At 43.3% G+C, this 20,843-nt stretch carries 18 protein-coding genes; 9 read left to right on the top strand and 9 right to left on the bottom strand.

All coding sequences use genetic code 11. The annotated features are described in order from the left end of the window. Positions 1-63 precede the first annotated feature (63 nt). Complete coding sequence (queD, locus tag AAFX28_RS18075; protein WP_408689726.1) at positions 64-429, bottom strand: 6-carboxytetrahydropterin synthase QueD; 366 nt, start codon at positions 427-429, stop codon at positions 64-66. A gap of 290 nt (positions 430-719) precedes the next feature. Between queD and AAFX28_RS18080 the strand changes: the two genes are divergently transcribed. Beyond that, positions 720-2,333, top strand: a complete 1,614-nt coding sequence (locus AAFX28_RS18080; RefSeq protein WP_408690898.1) for a methyl-accepting chemotaxis protein — start codon at positions 720-722, stop codon at positions 2,331-2,333. A gap of 178 nt (positions 2,334-2,511) precedes the next feature. Further along, a complete protein-coding gene (asnS, locus tag AAFX28_RS18085) occupies positions 2,512-3,912 on the top strand; it encodes an asparagine--tRNA ligase (RefSeq protein ID WP_408689727.1) in 1,401 nt (466 codons plus the stop codon). A 51-nt stretch (positions 3,913-3,963) separates the two neighbouring features. Here the strand turns inward: asnS and AAFX28_RS18090 are convergent, their stop codons facing one another. Next, entirely contained in the window at positions 3,964-4,173 is a 210-nt protein-coding gene (locus tag AAFX28_RS18090) for a hypothetical protein (RefSeq protein WP_408689728.1), read from the bottom strand. Between the two features lie 89 nt (positions 4,174-4,262). After that, the gene (locus AAFX28_RS18095; protein WP_408689729.1) at positions 4,263-5,654 is read right to left on the bottom strand and encodes a PLP-dependent aminotransferase family protein; all 1,392 of its coding nucleotides are present in this window, start codon (positions 5,652-5,654) and stop codon (positions 4,263-4,265) included. Between the two features lie 187 nt (positions 5,655-5,841). Between AAFX28_RS18095 and AAFX28_RS18100 the strand changes: the two genes are divergently transcribed. The 3 genes from AAFX28_RS18100 to AAFX28_RS18110 all read left to right on the top strand — a co-directional run bounded on the left by AAFX28_RS18100 (position 5,842) and on the right by AAFX28_RS18110 (position 9,277). Next, the gene (locus tag AAFX28_RS18100; protein WP_408689731.1) at positions 5,842-6,141 is read left to right on the top strand and encodes a hypothetical protein; all 300 of its coding nucleotides are present in this window, start codon (positions 5,842-5,844) and stop codon (positions 6,139-6,141) included. Between the two features lie 225 nt (positions 6,142-6,366). Further along, entirely contained in the window at positions 6,367-7,878 is a 1,512-nt protein-coding gene (locus AAFX28_RS18105; RefSeq protein ID WP_408689732.1) for an HD-GYP domain-containing protein, read from the top strand. A 208-nt stretch (positions 7,879-8,086) separates the two neighbouring features. Beyond that, positions 8,087-9,277, top strand: a complete 1,191-nt coding sequence (locus AAFX28_RS18110) for an amino acid aminotransferase (protein WP_408689734.1) — start codon at positions 8,087-8,089, stop codon at positions 9,275-9,277. A 69-nt stretch (positions 9,278-9,346) separates the two neighbouring features. Here AAFX28_RS18110 and AAFX28_RS18115 read toward each other — a convergent pair whose 3' ends face one another. From AAFX28_RS18115 to AAFX28_RS18125, 3 genes are all read right to left on the bottom strand, one after another. Further along, positions 9,347-10,000: an outer membrane beta-barrel protein gene (locus AAFX28_RS18115; protein WP_408689736.1), complete on the bottom strand. Its 654-nt coding sequence runs from the start codon at positions 9,998-10,000 to the stop codon at positions 9,347-9,349. A gap of 214 nt (positions 10,001-10,214) precedes the next feature. Further along, a complete protein-coding gene (locus AAFX28_RS18120) occupies positions 10,215-10,592 on the bottom strand; it encodes a transporter (protein WP_408689738.1) in 378 nt (125 codons plus the stop codon). A gap of 213 nt (positions 10,593-10,805) precedes the next feature. Beyond that, complete coding sequence (locus AAFX28_RS18125; protein ID WP_408690899.1) at positions 10,806-13,151, bottom strand: helicase-related protein; 2,346 nt, start codon at positions 13,149-13,151, stop codon at positions 10,806-10,808. Between the two features lie 157 nt (positions 13,152-13,308). On the opposite strand from AAFX28_RS18125, the gene AAFX28_RS18130 reads away from it, so the two are divergent. The 3 genes from AAFX28_RS18130 (at position 13,309) to AAFX28_RS18140 (ending at position 16,168) form a co-directional block, all read left to right on the top strand. Continuing rightward, on the top strand, positions 13,309-14,997 hold the full coding sequence (locus AAFX28_RS18130) for an NAD-dependent malic enzyme (protein WP_408689739.1): 1,689 nt from the start codon (positions 13,309-13,311) through the stop codon (positions 14,995-14,997). 113 nt (positions 14,998-15,110) lie between these two features. Beyond that, positions 15,111-15,431: a DUF3392 domain-containing protein gene (locus tag AAFX28_RS18135; protein ID WP_408689741.1), complete on the top strand. Its 321-nt coding sequence runs from the start codon at positions 15,111-15,113 to the stop codon at positions 15,429-15,431. After that, positions 15,404-16,168 carry a vancomycin high temperature exclusion protein gene (locus AAFX28_RS18140; protein ID WP_408689743.1) on the top strand — a complete coding sequence of 255 codons (765 nt, stop codon included), beginning with the start codon at positions 15,404-15,406 and terminating at the stop codon, positions 16,166-16,168. The genes AAFX28_RS18135 and AAFX28_RS18140 overlap by 28 nt, the downstream gene beginning before the upstream one ends. Here the strand turns inward: AAFX28_RS18140 and AAFX28_RS18145 are convergent. Further along, positions 16,158-17,459: a GGDEF domain-containing protein gene (locus AAFX28_RS18145; protein ID WP_408689744.1), complete on the bottom strand. Its 1,302-nt coding sequence runs from the start codon at positions 17,457-17,459 to the stop codon at positions 16,158-16,160. The two genes, AAFX28_RS18140 and AAFX28_RS18145, sit on opposite strands and share 11 nt — an antisense overlap. Positions 17,460-17,740: 281 nt before the next feature. Between AAFX28_RS18145 and AAFX28_RS18150 the strand changes: the two genes are divergently transcribed. Then, the gene (locus tag AAFX28_RS18150) at positions 17,741-18,565 is read left to right on the top strand and encodes a DUF2797 domain-containing protein (protein ID WP_408689746.1); all 825 of its coding nucleotides are present in this window, start codon (positions 17,741-17,743) and stop codon (positions 18,563-18,565) included. 39 nt (positions 18,566-18,604) lie between these two features. On the opposite strand, the gene AAFX28_RS18155 is transcribed toward AAFX28_RS18150, so the two are convergent. After that, the gene (locus AAFX28_RS18155) at positions 18,605-19,840 is read right to left on the bottom strand and encodes a cysteine desulfurase-like protein (protein WP_408689747.1); all 1,236 of its coding nucleotides are present in this window, start codon (positions 19,838-19,840) and stop codon (positions 18,605-18,607) included. Further along, positions 19,824-20,483, bottom strand: a complete 660-nt coding sequence (locus tag AAFX28_RS18160) for a 2OG-Fe dioxygenase family protein (protein ID WP_408690900.1) — start codon at positions 20,481-20,483, stop codon at positions 19,824-19,826. The genes AAFX28_RS18155 and AAFX28_RS18160 overlap by 17 nt, the downstream gene beginning before the upstream one ends. Between the last annotated feature and the right edge of the window lie 360 nt (positions 20,484-20,843).

A 20,843-nucleotide genomic window follows, 5' to 3' on the forward strand; every position in this document is an offset into this window, starting at 1 on the left:
AGTAGCGTAATTTAGGTATAAAAAAGCGAAGATACCTTCGCTTTTATCAACCATGACAAAGAGTTAATCTTCGCCTTTATAAATACAACCCGCAGTACAAGTCTCTTTAATTTCCACTTTACTTAATAAAGGCAAACTCGGCTTCAACTGTTGCCAAATCCATTTTGCCAAAACTTCACTGGTAGGATTTTCTAGCCCTTCAATATCATTGAGGTAGTAATGGTCAAGGCGATCGTAAATTGGCTTAAACGCCGCTTTAATCTCGGAAAAATCAATGACCCAACCAGTATGTGGGTCTACTTCACCTTCTACATAAAGGCGAACTAAGAAAGAATGTCCATGTAAGCGACCACACTTATGCCCTTCCGGTACATGCGGCAGGTGGTGCGCAGCTTCAAACATGAATTCTTTGTATAGTTCTGTTCTCATCTTGGTTCTCAGGCTTTTTATAAAGACAGGCAATACTATGTAATTCCCAGTCCTGTTACAAGGTTCGTCCACATCGAGAGTGTTTCACTCTATGAAGTTTAGATGGTTTATAAGCCAAGTGCCGAAAATCCGACACTCCGCCAATCTTTTGGTTACACCTTGCTTACATCACATTTACAATAACCCTATCTAGCGTATGGTCACATTATAAATTTTTGTTGATTCCCCTAAAGGGTTATATGAGCGATCATTTTGATGTCTATTCCAATAATCAAATAAAATATTCGACAATGCGCTCAACAATAACGACAAAACTTCTGATCACACTTGTGACCGTTTTCGGCATAGTGTTATTAGCCTCAACGTCCTACCAATACTTACAGCAAAGAGACTTGATCAACTCTGTTTTAAGCGAACAACTTCACGATAAAGCCAGTAATTACTTCGATAGCCTTAATATGATGATGTTGACTGGCACGATGGCACAAAAGGAAACGCTTCGCCAAAAAGCTCTAGCACAAGATGGCATTGAGCAAGTGAAAGTGCTTCGCGCTGACGCTGTGAGTAAGCTCTATGGGCCAGGTCAAGAAAACCAAAAACCTACTGACGAAATTGATAAACGCGCCCTAGCGGGTGAGCTAGTGATCGAGCCAATCAATGCTGACTGGGGTAAAGGTATTGTCGTCGCCTTGCCTATGAAATCGAGCGAAAACTACCGAGGCACTAACTGTGTTTCCTGTCATATGGCACCTGAAGGTGAAGTACTAGGTGCAATTAGGCTTGAGTACAACCTTTCTCACGTAAACAGTATGGTCAGTCAACGCACTATGATTGCCATTGCTATCATGGGAAGCTTGGGCTTTATTGGCTTGGTATTAACCCTAGTACTGATCCGAAAGTTCATCGTTCGGCCAATCCAGACCACCTCTAAATACATGCAAAGCGTGAGTCGTTCCAAAGATCTTTCTCAGCGTTTAGAGTTCAAGCAGCAAGACGAAGTCGGTCAACTTTCAGGTGCGATTAATTCATTTATGGCAACGGTTAACGAGAGCCTTGAACAAGTCCAAGAGACCTCTCACAAGGTGGCGAGCAGTGCGACACAACTGACGCAAGTAGCTCAAGTCACCGACGCCGCTGCGGAGAATCAACAAACCGAAACCTCTGATGTTCAGTTGAATATTGAACAAATGCAAGCCCAGCAAGTGGAAGTTGAAAAAGCAACCGAGGACGCGTCTAGTTTGATTAAACACACAACTACGATAGCCGAACAAAGCGCGTCCCGAGCACACAATGCTAGCCACGACATTAAGAGCTTGGTTACCGATATCGAGCAAGTGAAGGTCAACATCGTCGAGCTAAACGACCAAACAGCAGAAGTATCTACAATTCTAGAAGTCATTAAAGGTATTGCAGAACAGACAAATCTTTTAGCACTGAACGCTGCAATCGAAGCTGCTCGTGCAGGTGAACAAGGTCGAGGGTTTGCTGTGGTTGCTGACGAAGTGCGTCAACTAGCAAGTCGAACAGCCGAAGCAACAGGAAGTATTGAAACTATTATTTCTCAGTTCCAACAAGATAGCGAGGCTTCACTCTCGTCTGTAGATACAGTTTGTAATACAGCGCATCAACGTTCCAATGAAATCGAAACGTTATCATTGGCAATGTCAGAAGTTGTTGAGGAAATGAAACAGGCGCTTTCACACGCTAACAGCATCCAACAACAAAGTAGCAGTACGGCACACCTTAGTCATCAGGTTCAAAGTAAGGTTCAAGTGATAACTGAACATGCGAATCAAACTTCTCAGTCCGCAGCTGAAACACGTGACATCAGTATAAATCTTGAGCAACTCTCTGATCATTTAGAGATTTTACTCGACCAATTTAAACTTTCAGTAAAGAAATAGCGCTTACAACACGCTTTTTGTACGAGGAAGTGAGAATAAAGGTTGAAGCATAAGATTTGAGAGGTAATATGTTCCTTTGATTCAGTAGAATTCTATCCAACCCAATGTATGCTCACTATTTATCCAGAGCCAAAAGACATTGGGTTGAATTTTTACCTCAATGGAGAATATTTCAAACATGACTTACGCGCCTGTATCAGACGTATTGAAAGGTCAGCTAGCAGTAGACAGTGAAGTTACTGTACGTGGCTGGATCCGTTCGCGTCGTGATTCCAAAGCTGGAATCTCTTTCCTTGCCATTTACGACGGCTCTTGTTTCGACCCGATTCAGGCCGTGGTCCCTAATAATCTTAATAATTACGAAGACGAAGTACTAAAGCTGACAACTGGCTGCTCTGTTGAAGTAACTGGTAAGATTGTTGAGTCTCCTGCAAAAGGTCAAGACTTCGAACTAGCTGCAACTGATGTTAAAGTTGTTGGTTGGGTTGAAGATGCAGAAACTTACCCAATGGCAAAAACACGCCACTCTATCGAATACCTTCGCGAAGTAGCACACCTACGTCCGCGTACAAACGTAATCGGTGCCGTAGCGCGTGTTCGTAACTGTCTATCTCAAGCGATTCACCGCTTCTACCACGAACAAGGTTTCTTCTGGGTATCTGCTCCGCTGATTACAGCGTCTGATGCAGAAGGCGCTGGTGAAATGTTCCGCGTCTCTACTCTAGACATGGAAAACCTACCTCGTACTGAGAAAGGCGAAGTAGATTACAACGAAGATTTCTTCGGGAAAGAGACATTCCTAACGGTATCTGGTCAGCTTAACGGAGAAGCTTACGCTTGTGCACTAAGCAAAGTTTACACGTTCGGTCCTACATTCCGCGCTGAGAACTCAAACACAAGCCGCCACCTAGCGGAATTCTGGATGGTTGAGCCTGAAGTAGCGTTCGCCGATCTAGAAGATATTGCTAAGCTTTCTGAAGACATGCTTAAGTTCGTATTCAAAGCGGTACTTGCTGAGTGTCGTGATGACCTTGAATTCTTCGCTCAGCGCATCGACAAAGAAGCTATCACTCGTCTAGAGCAGTTTGTGACTTCTGACTTTGCTCAAGTTGACTACACTGACGCTATCCAAATCCTTCTAGATTCTGGTAAAGAGTTCGAGTTCCCAGTTGAATGGGGTATCGACATGTCTTCTGAGCACGAGCGCTTCCTTGCTGAAGAGCACTTCAAAGCACCAGTAATCGTTAAGAACTACCCGAAAGACATCAAAGCATTCTACATGCGTGCTAACGATGATGGTAAGACTGTAGCGGCAATGGACGTACTAGCACCTGGTATCGGTGAAATCATCGGTGGTTCACAGCGTGAAGAACGTCTAGAGATTCTAGATGAGCGTATGCGTGAAGTAGGTATCGACCCAGAGCACATGAACTGGTACCGCGACCTACGTAAATACGGTACTGTGCCACACTCTGGTTTCGGCCTAGGCTTTGAGCGTCTTGTTTCTTACGTAACAGGCATGGGTAACGTTCGTGACGTGATTCCATTCCCACGTACTCCGCGCTCTGCAAACTTCTAATTGCTGAAGCCTTAAATTAGAAAAGCCTCCAAAATTGGAGGCTTTTTTGTTTCAGTCAGAGTCATTAGAATGCGCGGCTGAGTGTATTCCAAACAAACATAACCCAAACATAATAAAAGGTATTGCAGCGGCGGTATATTCAACCCACGCGATCCCTTCAAATGACTTAGCCAAAATTAAATGACCTACTACTAAGAGCAATGCGAGTACAATCGCCACACCAATCAGACGAACTTCATTGTTAATACTGCGCTTTTCCATACTGTCACCTCACGAAAACAACTGAGGTCATTTCAGCATAAATCATTGGTTTACAAGCAGTACAGTTACCACCAAAAAAAGCCAAGCAGTTACTTTAATAGCTGCGATGAGAGATGTGTCAGTGCTTCATCCAGTTCAGAGCTCGGTGCAAATGAGGTGTTCACTCGAATAAAATTCGAAAATTGCTTGTTGTCCCCAAACAACCCACCGAAGGCAACGGTAATTCCCTGTTCAACTAAAACCTTGAACAATGCATGACTGTCTATATGCGCTGGTAACTCTATCCAAACGAAATAGCCACCATTAGGGACATGAAGTTTGATTTTCTCTCCTAACAAACTCTGGATTAACGTCACAAGATGGTGTTGCCTTAGCTCTAATTCTTTACGTAACTTCCTAAGATGGCTATCAAAACTTTCATGTGTCAGGAAATGCGCAACACCTTGCTGAATCGGTACGCTTCCAGATAGAGTGGAAATCAACTGCTGCTTTTGAATAGGTTCGTTAAATGGTTTATTTGCCACCCACCCAATGCGATAACCGGGGCACAGTGATTTAGACAGCGAGCCGCAAAGTAATACATCCCCTTTTGTGTCCCAAGCTTTCAATGGCTTAGGTTTAGTACTATCGAAATACAACTCTGAATAAACATCGTCTTCAATAAGCTTGACGTTGTATTGGCTGGCAAGTTGAACGATAGCCTGTTTCTTTTCGTCACTTAACGTTGAACCAGTTGGATTTTGAAAATTAGGCATCAACCAAAATGCTTTCACGTCATGCCTTTTAAACATCTCTTCCAATACTTGTACATTGAGCCCCTGCTCAGCCTCAACGGGAATCTCGATTGGTTTGAGGCCCAGTCGCTCGATAGCTTGCAATGCCCCATAAAAAGTTGGGGATTCAATAGCGACGGTATCACCTGGCTTGGTCACTACTTGCAGGCTAAGGTTTAATGCTTCAAGTGCACCGGAAGTGATAACAATGTCTTGGTGAGAAATATCTACGCCTTGTTTCAAGTACCTCTGGGCGATAAGTCGCCTCAGATCTTCATTACCCGGAGGCATATTCGACACAACGCTTTCCGCAGACATCTTTCGTCCAGCGCTGGCTAAGTGGCGGTTTAAGGTGGCAATCGGAAATAGATTAGGGTCAGGAAATGCAGAACCTAGAGCAATTGTCGCTCGTCCATTAGATTGTAGGAATTCAAAAAGGGTATCAGTGAATTGTGGTGAGTCCTCATTCACTTCGATGTCGCCATCTTCAATTCGTTCAAGTATAGAACTGACAAAGTACCCAGACTGAGGACGAGCATTAAGCCAACCTTCAGATTCGAGTAATTGGTAAGCCTGTAAAACGGTAGCAGGACTTACAGAAAAACTTTGGCTTGCCGCTCGAATAGAAGGGATTTTTTCTCCTGCTCTCCAGGTATTTGATCTAATCTGTTCTTTGAGCTGCTGGGCGAGTTGTTGATATCGGTTCATGGTTCCCTCTTTGCTATTCGAACCATACCATAGTTCACAAAATCAATGGGTTACTTATCTCTCGTAAACCATATTAGTTTTTAACGAACCCTGTTTGTAGAGTTAAGTCACATTAATTCTTTAAAACTCTGTTACATTTATCAAGTTAAAGTGATCTAATTAACCTTAAAAGAAAGGGATAACAATAATGAAAAAATTCGATTCATCACATATTGAATACAAAGGCGAAAGCAACGGCGTTCATAGTTGGACAACGCCAAGCGGCCAGCCTTATTACTGGCACCCTGACTGGTTGCATATCGCTGAGGACGCAACAGGCTCACACCCTAAGCAAGATCTTGAGATCACCGAAGGTGAAGTAGCGACAGAAAAACACGCGGTAAAAGCGATCCTGTCACATATTAATGAATGGGCAAAAGGAAAGCTTAGCTCAAGCCCAGACATTGAAACTCAAGCTCGCGAGTCAGAAATTAACTTGAAAAAGTAATCACTCTTATAAAACTCCTTGTTCCATGCTGCTCTTAGCATGGAACGTCCCCCCGCCTACTTGCTTCCGCTGTACTAATCTTTAGTACGAGACCAATACATCAACTATTGTTGCAAAAATGTGTTCAGCGACGAAATTTGGCGATATCATTCCGGGTCTTTATTAGTGATAGTTATAAATATTCCAGAAACCGATGGGATAAACTTAAGACGCAAGGGCTAGATAATGGTGAATTCAAATTATAATGCACCTCTTACAATTAAACTCTATGCAGTAGCTGCACTGATTTTTGGTACTTACGGAGGAAGGGTTTGCCCAATGCTAGAAACGCTAACGGCAAGCCAAATACTGGGGCATGTGTCCGTCACATATGGCGTTGTTTTCTTGTTTCGGCATTACTTACTACGAAACCATTCGCTTGTACTAGAAAACCGACTAGCTCGCTTAGATGCAACACTGTTTTTCTTAGCAAGTATTCCCCTAGCCCTGTTTTACAACCTCCAATACGAATTCCCGCTGGATAGTAACCTAAAAGTCCTGCTTGGAATGACTCTGTTTGGCTTTTTTACTGGCTTGATCTTACAACTCACTACGAAGCTCAAGCAATTTGAAAACCTCTCTACACAGCAACGTTATAACTTCCAATTAAGTGGTGAGCGTCAATCAATGGTTAAACAAATGATCATGATGGTTAGTTTGTTGCTCATTACGCTATCGACTATGCTTGCGATGGTCGCTGTCAAAGACATTTTTTGGTTAGAGCATAACCCTGATCGAGTACTCGATGGCAGCGGAAAAGTAAGCGTCATTAAAGAGTTTATCTATATCGCTTTGGTCTTAGGCGGCTACGCTATAACCATTATGGCTCTGTGGTCCAAACTGATGCACAAGATCTTGCTTGCCCAAGAGTGCTCTTTAGTAGAAGTGACAAAAGGCAATACTAATACTCGATTGCCTATTTTCGAACATGATGAACTCGGTTCAATGGCTTCTCTAACCAATGAAATGTTGGATAGCCTGCAATCAAGCCAAGAAGAAGTCAAAACAACTCGTGATGTTGCCATTATCAGCTTATCTGCTTTAGCCGAATCTCGTGATAATGAAACCGGCGCACATATATTAAGAACGCAAGAATACATTCGCGCGTTAGCTCAGCATTTAAGTCAATTTGAACAACATAAAGCACTGCTTACTGATAGTTACATTGAACTGCTGTATAAATCGGCACCTCTACACGATGTGGGTAAAGTTGGTATCCCAGACCAAATTCTTCTTAAGCCTGGAAAATTAACCGATGAAGAGTTTGAAATAATGAAAGGTCACCCAGAAATTGGGGCGAAGGCGCTGTCGATGGCTGAAAAACAGCTCGGAAGTAACTCTTTCCTTCAGCTTGCGAAGGAAATCTCCCTAACCCACCACGAAAAGTGGGATGGAAATGGCTACCCTAATGGACTAAAAGGCGAAGAAATCCCCCTTTCAGGTCGTTTGATGGCATTAGCTGACGTTTATGACGCACTTATTTCTGAGCGCGTCTATAAAAAAGCATTCAGTCATGAAAAAGCGAAATCGATCATACTAGAGGGCGACGGATTGCACTTCGATCCTGAGGTTGTTCAAGCCTTCCTCGCGATTGAACATGAGTTTGTCGCCATCGCCGATAAATACCGAGGAATGGAAAAGCAAGAGAATGAGCTAGAGCGTGAACAGCTACAAAACTTCTCTTCTGCCCCTGCTTAAACCGAGCTTTAGTTTTCACTAATCAACTATCCCCTTAATCTCAAAAGTTAAGGGGATAGCTGCTCTAAATACACTCATTTTCTTTACTTAGCCACTAAACGTTTATATTTCACCATTTTCTTCCTGTTCGCTGTTGTCACTCATCGCTTAGACAGGTATAAATAAGCGAGTTATTTATACTTCCCTTCGATTAACACGGATGACGATTATGTTTGAAAAAGTAGTTGCGGCACCAGCGGACCCTATCCTTGGCCTTACTGAAGAGTTTAAAAAAGACGCTCGCTCAGAAAAGATCAACCTAGGTGTTGGTATTTACAAAAATGAACAAGGTGAAACACCTGTTCTTGCGACAGTAAAGAAAGCCGAAGCGGCTCTTATTGAAACGGAAAAAACCAAATCATACTTAACAATCGAAGGAACTGCAGAGTATGCTCTAGCCGTTCAAAAGCTTCTATTTGGTGAAGACTCTGAAATCGTTGCCGGTAAACGTGCGAAAACAGCTCAAGCTCCAGGTGGTACCGGTGCACTTCGCGTGGCAGGTGAGTTCATCAAACGCCAGCTAGGCGATGCGAAAATCTGGATCAGTAACCCAACATGGGCTAACCACAACGGCGTATTCACAGCTGCTGGTATTCAAACAGCGCAGTACAGCTACTACAACGCAGAAACCAAAGACAAAGACTTCGCTGCTATGGTCGCAGACCTTGAAAAAGCAGCAGAAGGCGACATCGTTCTACTGCACGGTTGCTGTCACAACCCAACAGGTATCGACCCTACCACTGAGGAGTGGGAAACACTTGCAAAGCTAGTTGCAGATAAAAAATTACTTCCACTATTCGACTTCGCTTACCAAGGTTTCGCCAAAGGCGTTGAAGAAGATGCGCAAGGCCTACGTATTTTTGCTCAGTACAATAAAGAGATCCTAGTAGCTAGCTCATTCTCAAAGAACTTTGGGCTATACAATGAACGTGTTGGCGCATTCACTCTTGTAGCTGAGTCTGAAGATGTTGCAGCAACAGCATTCTCTCAAGTTAAAGCGATCATTCGTTCAATCTACTCTAATCCACCAGCTCACGGCAGCGCTGTTGTAACACACATTTTAAACAACGCAGAGCTTCGCGCTGAGTGGGAAGCAGAAGTAGCAGAAATGCGTGACCGCATCCAAGATATGCGTGAGCTTTTTGTAGCAACTCTGAAAGAACAAGGTGTAGACGCTGACTTTAGCTTTATCGAGCGTCAAAACGGCATGTTCTCATTCTCTGGCCTTTCTAAAGAGCAAGTAAACCGTCTAAAAGATGAGTTCGCAATTTACATCGTTGGTTCTGGCCGTATCAGCGTTGCTGGTATGACTCGTTCAAACATGCTTCCACTATGTAAAGGTATTGCTGCTGTCCTATAACGCAACCCCTTCATAGTAAAAGAGCCAGCGTATATGCTGGCTCTTTTCATTTCAGTCTATCAAATAGCGCTAATAGAAGTAACGAAGCGAGATCCCACCTTCGTTTGTCGTTGCACTCCCTGATATTTCGCTGGTTTTGTAATCACCATCTCGGTGAGTATAAAAGCCACCAATACTCAAGTTTGAACTAAATTGATAATCAGCACGAACGTGGAACACACCAACATCTGCAGTATCACTGTTATTTAGCTCTCCCCGCATTGCTAACTCCCACGCTTTAGTTAGGGCGTACTTAAGTTCTAAGCTACCTCCCCACATCACGCCATTATCTTTAAATAGCTCTTGGTCTGTTGCATCAACCGTTTGTGACGCCCATAGATAACCCAACTTAGCCGTCGCGACGATATCTAGCTTATCCATGATTGGATAGCGGTAAGCAATGCCCGGGAGTAATGTATAAAATTCTGTCGTCGTTGCGTCTGGGTGGATAAAGCGTGCTGAATAATCTAGTGTTGCCAAGATATTGTCAGTCCAGAGGTAATTCCCCCCTATCGACAACGCGGTCACATTATTGTTCACACCCAGATTTTCATTCAATGAGCCTGCACTTAAGTCGGCATAGAGGTTGTTATAGTTAACATTGTTCATCTCTGTGCTCGACAGTGATGAGAATGATGTAACGACAAAAAGAGGTGCGAATACCCAGCTTAGTTTTAAATCCATCTATAACCCCTGTGATTCCCTTACTAATCTGCCTATCACCCCATGACACTGGGGCAAATGACCACTAAAGTTTGTATAAGCTTAAATAGAATAGTAGTTAGAAATATAGCTTAAGTTTTAGGCAAGTTACTGAAGTAATGTTAGATTTATGATCAAGCGCTATGTTATGAAAAGTAGATAGAAAAAAAGATCTCATAAAGAGATCTTTTTATTGCTAGAACTTGATGATGAGCTCATCTTGAGACAGTGCGGATATTTCCACATTCATTTTTGATCGTACTTTTTCTAATTGTTCAGTCTCTAACTCATAAGGCATGACGAGCTTTAACTCTTCAATGCCCTCGGTCTGAGCTAATCGAAGTAAAGTCACAATGTTTGATTCATCGCTACGATTAGCAGACAACGATTTCATTGCCTGCTCCCACAAGCGGTCTTCAACCGAGATAGTTTCTTTTATCGTATTCTTCCAAGCTAAACTAAAGATCGGAGCGAACGTACTCATTGCCTCTAAGAATGTCCATTTCTTACTACAAGAAGCACCGAGAAAAGAAGTATAGTCGAATACAACACTTGTCTTGCCTAGATGTTCCATATCATCCCCCGTAATATCGGCAACACAGTGTATTCAATATCCTTCATATCCCTCGTTATAGCAATAGGATATAAAACAATCATCTTTTATACCCATTAACGGACAACAAAAGCTATATAAAAACATGTTTCGTAACATAATCAGCACAACTAAACGCTATACAGTTTCCGAACTTTAATATTTTTATTACCGAATAATATACATCAAAACCGTCTATTTGATGTCAATGACCTTACTCGCTTTTTTATATTGGACTCGCCATCCATTCCATCGTGGTAGCTCCCAACGTTTTGGATAGGTTTTTCTTAATCCATCTCTGTGAATGACATAGACCAGTTTCTTCCTAACGTGATATTCAACGTCTAGGTTCAAGTCTCCCAATGCCAATTCGAACGGGTAAGTTTGTGCGAAATCATCGTATTCCCAATATGGAATACCTTCGAACATAAAGTCATCCGCATTAAATAGCTCAAGCTCCTCAATATCACTCAATTCAAGCAGTTCTAGCTGCTCTTGAAACCATGAATCAAAAGTAAGTTGTTCCTGTTCTTCTTTCGTCTCACTAAGGCCTAGTGCCACATACATTTTCCAGTGTTCTATCTGCTGAGATCTTAATTGAGCAAAACCAGGCATGACTTGATTCGCTTTCACCGCTGCAAGCATAGGCTGGATGGCAAGTGCGCCCTTAGCCAGTTCCAACTTAGTTGCGATCACCTTACCAGCGTAGATGAGCCGCATAACAACGTGGGGTTGTTCATCAATAAGCTGCACTTCACCTTGCTCCCACTGGCCAATACCCAGCTCAATCAACATCGACTCATTGAGGGGTATGGTGAATGTCGCTAAATTCAGAGTCTGCTTTACGCCTCTACCTGGAAGGCTATGGGTATCTAGCACTAACGCTGCTTCTACTTTATCCAGTAGACGGCTTTCTCTACCAAGAGTAATTTCCATTTCTCCATTTGAGAAAGCATCTCTACGTTTGGCTCTTCTTACAAAAATCAATTCAGGGTGTAAAGCCGCCACGGCAGCAACGAGCTCTTGGTGAGAGTAACGTGAGGCGACGCTCAGTTGGGGCAGTTCGAACGCTTCTCGCATCTGCCTTGATAACGCTTGGGCCTCTTTTAATACGTCCAGATCAACATTCACACCTGAGAAGTTCTCTCCTCTCAATAGCGCTATAGCGAGCTCGCCATCACAGCCTTTTGGCTCTTCCAAAGCGAGTTTTTCTTTTTGCTCTTCGCTGCCAGAATAGCGATATAGTGTAGCTGGCGTTGTCAAAACCGCGGTCATATCGACCATCGCTTCTTTCAATGCTTTTTTGTCGATCCGTGTTACCAAGTCGGCATAAAGTGCATCAATGGGTAAAGGGTAAATTCGAGTTCCATGTTCCGTTGCCAAGCCACTTTCATCGATTGCACCCATTTTAGTAAGAATGGTTGATGCTTGATGTATCGATTTCTCAGGAAGTGGTTCTAAAAACTCTAAGCTTGTCATTGCCTTACCACAGCTTGCGGAGGCCAACATCGCTTCGGTGAGGGCTTCTCGATGCAATTCCGGTGGCGTGGTGGTAGATAGTGCCGCATGTTCACCATAAAGTCGGATACATACACCATCCATGACACGCCCTGCTCGACCGGCTCTCTGCTTGGCGCTGGCTTTTGAGATGTGCTTCAAGCTCAATGTCGTACGGCCATTTCTCTGCTCAGTTCTACGCTCTAGGCCCGAGTCAATCACAGCTACAATATTTGGAATAGTTAATGATGTTTCAGCTACATTAGTCGCCAACACCACTTTCTTAAAAGGTTGGGAATTCAAGGCGGTTTGTCGTTGCTCATCTGTAACAGAAGCATGCAAAGGAACAGCTGTCACGCCTTCGACACTTGAAAGCTTACTTAAACACTGTGTTATTTCTTTGCGTCCTGGTAAGAAGACAAGAATGTCACCGTCCATATCTGACAGTTCAAGAACCTCTTGTTTTACTCTTTCATCCAAATTGCGCGAATCTGGCAACTGTCTAGAGTCACCACTACGATGACCGATAGCAACATCGTAGTTACGTCCCTTTGCCTGTAGTCGTTTTGCACCCACATAGGAGGCTAACTTCTCACCTTCAATTGTTGCAGATGTAACAACCAATCGATGCTGTTGTTCTTCTTTAAGCAGTGCAACGAGCAGATCGGTATCCCAACGCCGTTCATGAAACTCATCGACAATAATCGTCTCAAAATCGGCCAATTTGTTCTCAGAAAACCAACGTAGAGCCACACCAGGGGTAACGAATACAACCTGTGTATTTTCATCACAGCAAGTTTCTAACTTGATTGCATAGCCTACCGCCTTACCCAAAGGTTGTTCAGTTTGCTCTGCCAAAAATTGTGCAAGTGACGTACATGCGATACGCCTTGGTTCGATAACAAGGACGCGCCCTTTTTCCGCCGCCCATAATGGCAAACGAGTAGACTTACCTGAGCCAGTTTCCGCTTCGACGATAAGATGATGAGCAGCGAGATCGGTTAAAAATTGCGTTTTGAGGGTATCGATTGGCAAGCAAGTCATGAACATGGGCATCTATTGGGGTAAACCGCGAAATTATATACGTAAACTGTGCCAGAATGCAGGAATATTCAGTTTACAATACGACAACGAATCCCTATCATTTTTATGTTCCTGTTCCCCAAGGTCTGTCGACCCTAAACCTTACTATAGGCATGTGATGAATAACGATAAACGCCCTCTATATATCCAATATGCAGGCCCTGCGCTTCTCAGCACCCCTCTTCTTAATAAAGGCAGTGCTTTTTCAGCTGAAGAGAGAAGCTCATTCAACTTAGAAGGTCTGCTTCCAGAAAATACTGAAACAATCCAGGAACAAGTAGAACGCGCCTACCTACAATATCGTAACTTCGAAAGCGATATGGATAAGCACATCTACCTACGCAACATTCAAGACACTAACGAAACTCTTTTTTACCGCCTGGTACAAAACCATATTTCAGAGATGATGCCGATCATTTACACCCCAACCGTAGGTGCGGCATGTGAAAACTTCTCAAACATTTACCGCCGTGGTCGTGGTCTTTTCGTTTCTTACGCTAACCGTGACCGTATCGACGATATTCTAAACAACGCTTCGAGCCATAACGTAAAAGTAATCGTTGTGACTGACGGCGAACGTATCTTAGGTCTTGGTGACCAAGGTATCGGTGGTATGGGTATTCCAATCGGTAAGCTAGCACTTTACACAGCATGTGGTGGTATCAGCCCTGCTTACACGCTACCAATCGTATTAGATGTCGGCACAAATAACCCACAACGTCTAGCGGACCCTATGTACATGGGTTGGCGTCATCCTCGTATCACTGGTGCAGAGTACGACGCATTCGTTGAAGAATTTATGCAAGCCGTTCAACGCCGTTGGCCAGATGCCTTGATTCAGTTCGAAGACTTCGCTCAGAAAAATGCAATGCCTCTTCTAGAACGTTACAAAGACCGTGTTTGTTGTTTCAACGACGATATTCAAGGTACTGCAGCTGTGACTGTTGGTTCTCTACTTGCAGCTTGTCAGGCAGCGGGTAGCAAACTCTCTGATCAACGCGTCACCTTCTTAGGTGCAGGTTCAGCCGGTTGTGGTATCGCAGAAGCGATCATCGCTCAAATGGTGTCTGAAGGTATCAGTGACAAGCAAGCTCGCTCTCAAGTCTTCATGGTTGACCGTTGGGGCCTACTGCAAGAAGGCATGCCTAACCTACTCGATTTCCAACAGCGTTTGGTGCAAAAGCACAGCAATACTGCTGACTGGGAATCAGAAGGCAATGGCTACTCACTACTAGACGTAATGCGCAATGCGAAGCCAACAGTATTGGTTGGCGTATCAGGTGCGCCGGGTCTATTCAGTGAAGAAGTAATCAAAGAGATGCACAAGCACTGCGCTCGCCCGATTGTTTTCCCACTTTCGAACCCAACAAGCCGCGTAGAAGCAACACCAAACGACATCATTCGTTGGACAAACGGTGAAGCTCTTGTCGCAACAGGTAGCCCATTCGATCCTGTAGTACACGAAGGTAAGACATACCCTATTGCTCAGTGTAATAACAGCTACATCTTCCCTGGTATTGGCTTGGGTGTATTAGCGGTACAAGCAAAACGCGTTACAGATGAAATGCTGATGGAATCGAGCCGTGCACTCGCAACGTGTTCTCCACTAGCAATTAACGGTCAAGGTGCTCTACTACCGCCGCTTGAAGCTATTCATTCAGTATCGAAGAAAATTGCTTTCGCAGTGGCTAAGAAAGCGATTGAACAAGGTGTTGCTCTTGAAATCACGGACGAAGCACTAGAAGAAGCGATCGATGCTTCATTCTGGCAGCCAGTTTACCGCCGATACAAGCGTACTGCGTTCTAAACGATATTACTTTATGTTGAAAGCCCGGCACCGTTCGCCGGGCTTTTTTATGCTTGCTTCTACAAACTCAGTTTAGGTATGCTCTTCATTCGTTTCAGAAAAATGTCAATTAAATGGAATACTTGAACTTACTGGGTGACTACCTTGTCCCATATTTAAGTGAAATCTCGACAGCACTTATCGCTTGTGCGCTCGTTGTCGGCGGTGGGGAAATTAACTCGATATTGAGAAAAGTGTTAAGGCCATACAACTTCGTGATTAGAACCTTCGCCTTTATATTGATTAACGCTTTCGGATACGGCTTAATCATCGTAAAAGCAACGCCTTACTTATCTAGGACACTACGTTCATTAGACTCTGGAATCATGTTTACAGGGGTTGTATTTGTTTTTGTTATTATCGGCCTGTGGGCACAAAGGAATCGACAAATCTAGTGCGAAGACTATTCCATCGAAAGAAATCACCTAGGCTAAGTTGGGCATTACTTCTCAAGCTCATTACTTGGGTGCCTGCTGCTGTGTTGATGATGGGGCTATGTCTATTTGTCATTGATCGTTGGGTGTCATACCAAGCCAAAGATCAGCTCTTTACAGACGTGAGCCAAGTAGAAAACTTTGATGTTGCCGTCGTTTTAGGCACAAGCAAATACTTAGGTAAAGTGCTCAATGAATATTACTCACATCGTATGGACGCTGCTATTGAGTTATACAATGAGGGGAAAGTGGGTCACTTTTTATTAAGTGGTGATAACGCCCATCGCTCTTACAACGAGCCTTGGACGATGAAACGAGATCTCTTGAGGGCTGAGGTTCCAGAAGAGAAAATTTTCCTCGATTATGCAGGGTTCAGAACGTTGGATTCCGTTGTCCGTGCCAAAGAGATTTTTGACACTGATAACTTCTTGATTATTTCTCAAAAGTTCCACTGTGAACGAGCACTGTTTATCGCTAAATCGCACAATATCAACGCCAGTTGCTTTGCCGTTCCTGGGCCTTCACGTCATTCGGGTTGGAAAGTTAGGGTCCGTGAAGTGTTCGCTCGCGCTAAAGCCGTACTAGATATCTATATTACCAACACCAAGCCTCGATTCTTGGGTCCGAAAGAACCAATTCTCAGCGTTCAAAACGAGCAAGACACAACCTCTGAGTTATCAGAAGAAACTACTCACTAACGATGACTCGGTTTCGGCCATTTCGTTTTGCTAGGTATAAGGCTTCATCCGCTCTCGTTAACATTTCGTTGGTTCGTTCGTTTCCTAAACTCGCCACACCTATGCTCGTCGTCAAAACATCACCATGAACCCAGATATGTGCTTCCACTTTATGACGAATCCGCTCTGCAAGTTCTCTGGCTTCTGTATGATTTACACCTGGACAAAACACGACGAACTCTTCCCCACCCCACCTTACGAGCCGCTCACTAGGGCTTAGCATAGTCATTAATACCATAGTGAATTCTCGTAGAATGTCATCACCCATTCCATGTCCATACTGGTCATTTACGAGCTTGAAGTGATCTATGTCGAGATAAAGCGCAGAGAGCTTTTTATTTTGCCTATTATCACTTTCAAAGTTGCGGTCTAGCCAGTCTCGAATGGAATGGCGGTTCATCGCACCAGTCAACGCATCACGATTTGCTAACTCAGCAAAGTGCACATTTTGTTCTTTAAGGCTGCGGTTTAGCTTTTTGAGGTGAGCTTGTCGAAAGTGAGATTGAAGGATCAATTGATGGCTGCGACGTATCTCCACAATGCTGTAAACAAGCGCTAACGATACCCAGAATACAAGAAGGCCAAGCATTAGGCTTTCTCCGGCAATATAGTGACCCACAAGCTCAATACTATTGATCTCCATACGGTAATCACCACTGTTTTGCCCAGACCCCGTCGCGAGTTCTAACTTAGTCACGTTATTGTATTCCGGAGCAGAATGCGCAATAGGTATATTGTTGTCAGCTAACCACCAAGTCAGTACCTGTAGGTTTTTAATTGGGATCTCAATAACACCCTTACCAACACCAGGCGTAAACTCTAACCCATTGTATTTCTGAGTGTACTCATCACCAACACGTGAATAAATTGGATTGAAATTACGCAAATAAAAACGTAACCCCGGATCCACATCACTGTCCAATTTGTCAAAGTTGATGTTAATGCGAATAGTGTGGAATTGTTCAAGATTGATACCGTCATCGGCAGTTTCACCAAGGTTGACGGAGACACCGCAGTAGGGCCACCGATAATTAGGCGATTCAACTAACGAACATTCTAAGATTGCTTCACCATCTGCAACAGAAAGGTTAGATGTAGATGCGCCCCCCTGCGTTTGGTCATTTGTTGCCAAAAACAATAGTTTATTTGGAGATATTTTGTACACAAGGCCACCGCCATGCATCCAATAGAGTTGCACTAACAGAATTGTCCCTAGGACCAAACCAAAGATAACTTTGTGTATTAATTTCACTCTACACCCATCATAACCGCGCAATTCGCTCTCTACTTTACAAGATAGCAACCAGTATAAAATACAACTCTCGTTCCATTTTACCTGTTTTATTAACCAAGGAATCAATAAATATTAGACATCAATCATAAACAAGATCGATTAGTGGAAAAACGCCTAACATTCCATCACTCAAAATATCCATTTTAATGCCCAAATTCACGACTGAGTCCGCTACGAAAAACTGCTACACTACTCACTTATAATCGAATGGGTTCGCCCAAAATAATAAGAGCAATGTCATGTCTTTATTAGCTAAAGGTACGTTGAGTAAGATGCGTGCCTCTCTCGAAAACACCGTCCATTATAGGCTTCCTGTTGGCGATGAACTTGTTGACCTGGCCCCTTTCATTGGACAGCGTTTAACGCTCACCCATACAGGAAACATTTTTTGTAGCTCTTGTGGTAAGAAAACTAAGAAAAGCTATTCACAAGGCCACTGCTTTGTTTGTATGAAGAAGCTTGCAAGCTGCGATATGTGCATCATGAAGCCTGAGACTTGTCACTACGATCAAGGTACCTGTCGTGAACCTCAGTGGGGTGAAGAAAACTGTATGGTTGATCATTTTGTCTACCTGTCAAATACATCCAGTTTGAAAGTAGGCATTACTCGTCATACTCAAATTCCGACACGCTGGATCGACCAAGGCGCAACACAGGGGCTGCCGATTTTTAAGGTTAAGACCCGCTACATATCTGGTTTAATTGAAGTTGAACTCGCAAAACATATCGCTGATAAAACCAATTGGCGCACTTTACTAAAAGGTGACGGTGAACCAATGGAGCTCGCTAAGCGTTTTGCAGAGCTGTTACCTTTAGTGGAAGACAAAATTTCCGAGATCAAGCAGCAATTTGGTGACGATGCGATTGAAATCTTAAGTGAGAACATTACGCCGATCAGCTACCCAGTAAACCAGCATCCAACAAAAATTACATCGCATAACTTTGACAAAAACCCTGAAGTAACCGGCATTCTTCAAGGTATTAAAGGTCAGTATATGATCTTTGATACTGGCGTAATCAACATTCGTAAGTTCACCTCGTACGAAGTCGAAGTTTCGGCATAAACTCAAATTAAAAGACCTCCGTTTGGAGGTCTTTCTTTTCTACTGGTTCAATATAATCTTCAATTCATCAAAGAAAATATCGACTTCCTCTAATGTGTTGTAATGCATAAACCCAATTCGTAGAACACCGCCACTTGCCTCTAAGCCAAGTTGACGTACCAACCCAAGCGCGTAGAAATGGCCATTCCAAACACAAATATTGCGTTCACCAAGTTTTCGAGCGACCTCTTGAGGAGAATGATTATCAAAGGTTAGTGCAAATGTTGGAGTTCTGATCTCACTATCAGCGTGCTGTGATCCCCACAAAGTCACACCATTTAATTCCGATAATCGCATTAAGAATCTTTCACTGATTGCCGATTCATGTCGATTGAACTGTTGGAACGACGCTACTAGTCGCTGCCTCAGTGAATCTGAAGTATTACCCCACTGTGATAAATACTTTACCGCTGCAATAACACCAGCTAACCCTTCAAAACTTTGCGTTCCTGTTTCAAAACGACCTGGACCTTCATTGGTCGCAGGTTCAACTTTATATGGGCTTAAACTGTGTAACCATTTCGGCGCTACATAAGCAATGCCAACGTGTGGTCCAAAGAATTTATAAGCCGAGCACGCCAAGAAATCACACCCTAATGCTTGAACGTCTACTAAATGGTGTGGCGCGTAGTGAACCGCATCCACATAAACCATCGCCCCAACTTCATGAGCTGCCTTAACTACACGTTTCACATCAACGATGGAGCCAGTAGTGTTAGATGCAAATGTCAATGCGACCAGTTTAGTCTTATCGTTAATTAGTGAAAGTAAATGTTCCACATCCAGACCATAGCCTTGTTCTTCAACACGTGCTTGATGGACAGTAACATTCTTATCAGCTGCCGCTTGCTGCCAACTAGATACATTAGAGTAATGATCGAGTGCGGTAACAATCACTTCATCTCCAGACTGCCAATCACGGCTAATCGCGCGGCTTAGTTGGAAGGTCAAAGAGGTCATATTGGCACCAAAGACAATATTGTCACTCGACTCAGCATTGACTAGAGCTTGCGCATACTCTCGGGCTTGTTTCATTAAGTCGGTTGTGTGTTTACTTGAGAAATAATGCCCACCGAGATTTGAATTGAAAAAGCCTAAGTAAGACTGCATTGCCTCTAGTACCGACTTGGGTACTTGAGATCCACCCGGGCCATCTAAAAAGATCACTGGTAGATCGTTGCGAGTTTGACTCAGAGCGCTAAACTGCGCGCGCGATAAATTAGGAGTGAAGCTCATTCATGCCACCCTTTGCAGTAAGAACAAATACATCCATGTGCCCTTCTTGTCCTTCAATCACTGAACGAATAGGCTGAGCGTTATGCCATAATTTATTGTCCGCTAGCATTGCTACTTCACCGCTGAGAAGTACTTTGCGGAAAAATGGGGCTTCGTTAAAACTGTTGTACAGCATAATGTCACCACCTTCGATGTTATGACGACCCATCCCTACGAGGGCAATATGCTCAAACCCGTCTTGATGTACCCCTTCTGGCGCCACTTGTGTTTCATCATAAACTGCAGAGATTCGAATTTGGTGTATTTCAATTTCTTGGCCATTCTGCAAACCGTTAGATGCAACGAAAAGAGAACACATTTCTCGCATACCTTCGCTGCTGATAATCGATTCTTCTATGCCTTCAAATTGACGAACAACGTTACCTTGAAAGCGATTAATATCGTCCGTTTGCATAAATTCATTTTTGTTTAAGTCGACGACTTGCCCATCTTGGAGTGCAACCACTGAGTAGCGTCTTAATCGGAACTTGCCATCAGCATGTTCTGTATGCGGTAAATGCATGAATGAAGGGGCAAGTTGCGAAATTGCCGAGTCGCTTAACTTAGTCAGTTGTAGAGTGGTTTCGCTCTGATGTAGCATCATCATCTCCTTAATGAAGGTACATATCTATAGTTTTTAGTTAACATCTTGTTCACAATTATTATTTGCGCACTTATATCGTTCGATCAACTTTTTTTAGTATTACAAACCATCATTTTTATAATTAAAGATATATTCACTGCGTTAATTGGAATTCACAGATGTAAACTCTAGTTTTAAAAAGCCAGAGCATCAAAAACTAGATGACTTCACTATCCCATTTATAAATATCTATATTCATCAGAGTGTTAGACGTTTAAATTAGTTACACAGGTTAACGATTGCGTTCTAATCTATAACCAATTATTACATTCCGGAGCCTTGGGAACTCTTTAAAAGACCCCATATATTCCATACAATCGA

Origin of the sequence: Vibrio sp. TBV020, from assembly GCF_046056895.1 — a bacterium.
Lineage (GTDB): Bacteria > Pseudomonadota > Gammaproteobacteria > Enterobacterales > Vibrionaceae > Vibrio.

Coding starts and splice junctions, on each gene's coding strand:
- queD (WP_408689726.1), bottom strand. CDS start 429: ATGAGAACAGAACTATACAAAGAATTCATGTTTGAAGCTGCGCACCAC.
- AAFX28_RS18080 (WP_408690898.1), top strand. CDS start 720: ATGCGCTCAACAATAACGACAAAACTTCTGATCACACTTGTGACCGTT.
- asnS (WP_408689727.1), top strand. CDS start 2,512: ATGACTTACGCGCCTGTATCAGACGTATTGAAAGGTCAGCTAGCAGTA.
- AAFX28_RS18090 (WP_408689728.1), bottom strand. CDS start 4,173: ATGGAAAAGCGCAGTATTAACAATGAAGTTCGTCTGATTGGTGTGGCG.
- AAFX28_RS18095 (WP_408689729.1), bottom strand. CDS start 5,654: ATGAACCGATATCAACAACTCGCCCAGCAGCTCAAAGAACAGATTAGA.
- AAFX28_RS18100 (WP_408689731.1), top strand. CDS start 5,842: ATGAAAAAATTCGATTCATCACATATTGAATACAAAGGCGAAAGCAAC.
- AAFX28_RS18105 (WP_408689732.1), top strand. CDS start 6,367: ATGGTGAATTCAAATTATAATGCACCTCTTACAATTAAACTCTATGCA.
- AAFX28_RS18110 (WP_408689734.1), top strand. CDS start 8,087: ATGTTTGAAAAAGTAGTTGCGGCACCAGCGGACCCTATCCTTGGCCTT.
- AAFX28_RS18115 (WP_408689736.1), bottom strand. CDS start 10,000: ATGGATTTAAAACTAAGCTGGGTATTCGCACCTCTTTTTGTCGTTACA.
- AAFX28_RS18120 (WP_408689738.1), bottom strand. CDS start 10,592: ATGGAACATCTAGGCAAGACAAGTGTTGTATTCGACTATACTTCTTTT.
- AAFX28_RS18125 (WP_408690899.1), bottom strand. CDS start 13,151: ATGACTTGCTTGCCAATCGATACCCTCAAAACGCAATTTTTAACCGAT.
- AAFX28_RS18130 (WP_408689739.1), top strand. CDS start 13,309: ATGAATAACGATAAACGCCCTCTATATATCCAATATGCAGGCCCTGCG.
- AAFX28_RS18135 (WP_408689741.1), top strand. CDS start 15,111: ATGGAATACTTGAACTTACTGGGTGACTACCTTGTCCCATATTTAAGT.
- AAFX28_RS18150 (WP_408689746.1), top strand. CDS start 17,741: ATGTCTTTATTAGCTAAAGGTACGTTGAGTAAGATGCGTGCCTCTCTC.
- AAFX28_RS18155 (WP_408689747.1), bottom strand. CDS start 19,840: ATGAGCTTCACTCCTAATTTATCGCGCGCGCAGTTTAGCGCTCTGAGT.
- AAFX28_RS18160 (WP_408690900.1), bottom strand. CDS start 20,483: ATGATGCTACATCAGAGCGAAACCACTCTACAACTGACTAAGTTAAGC.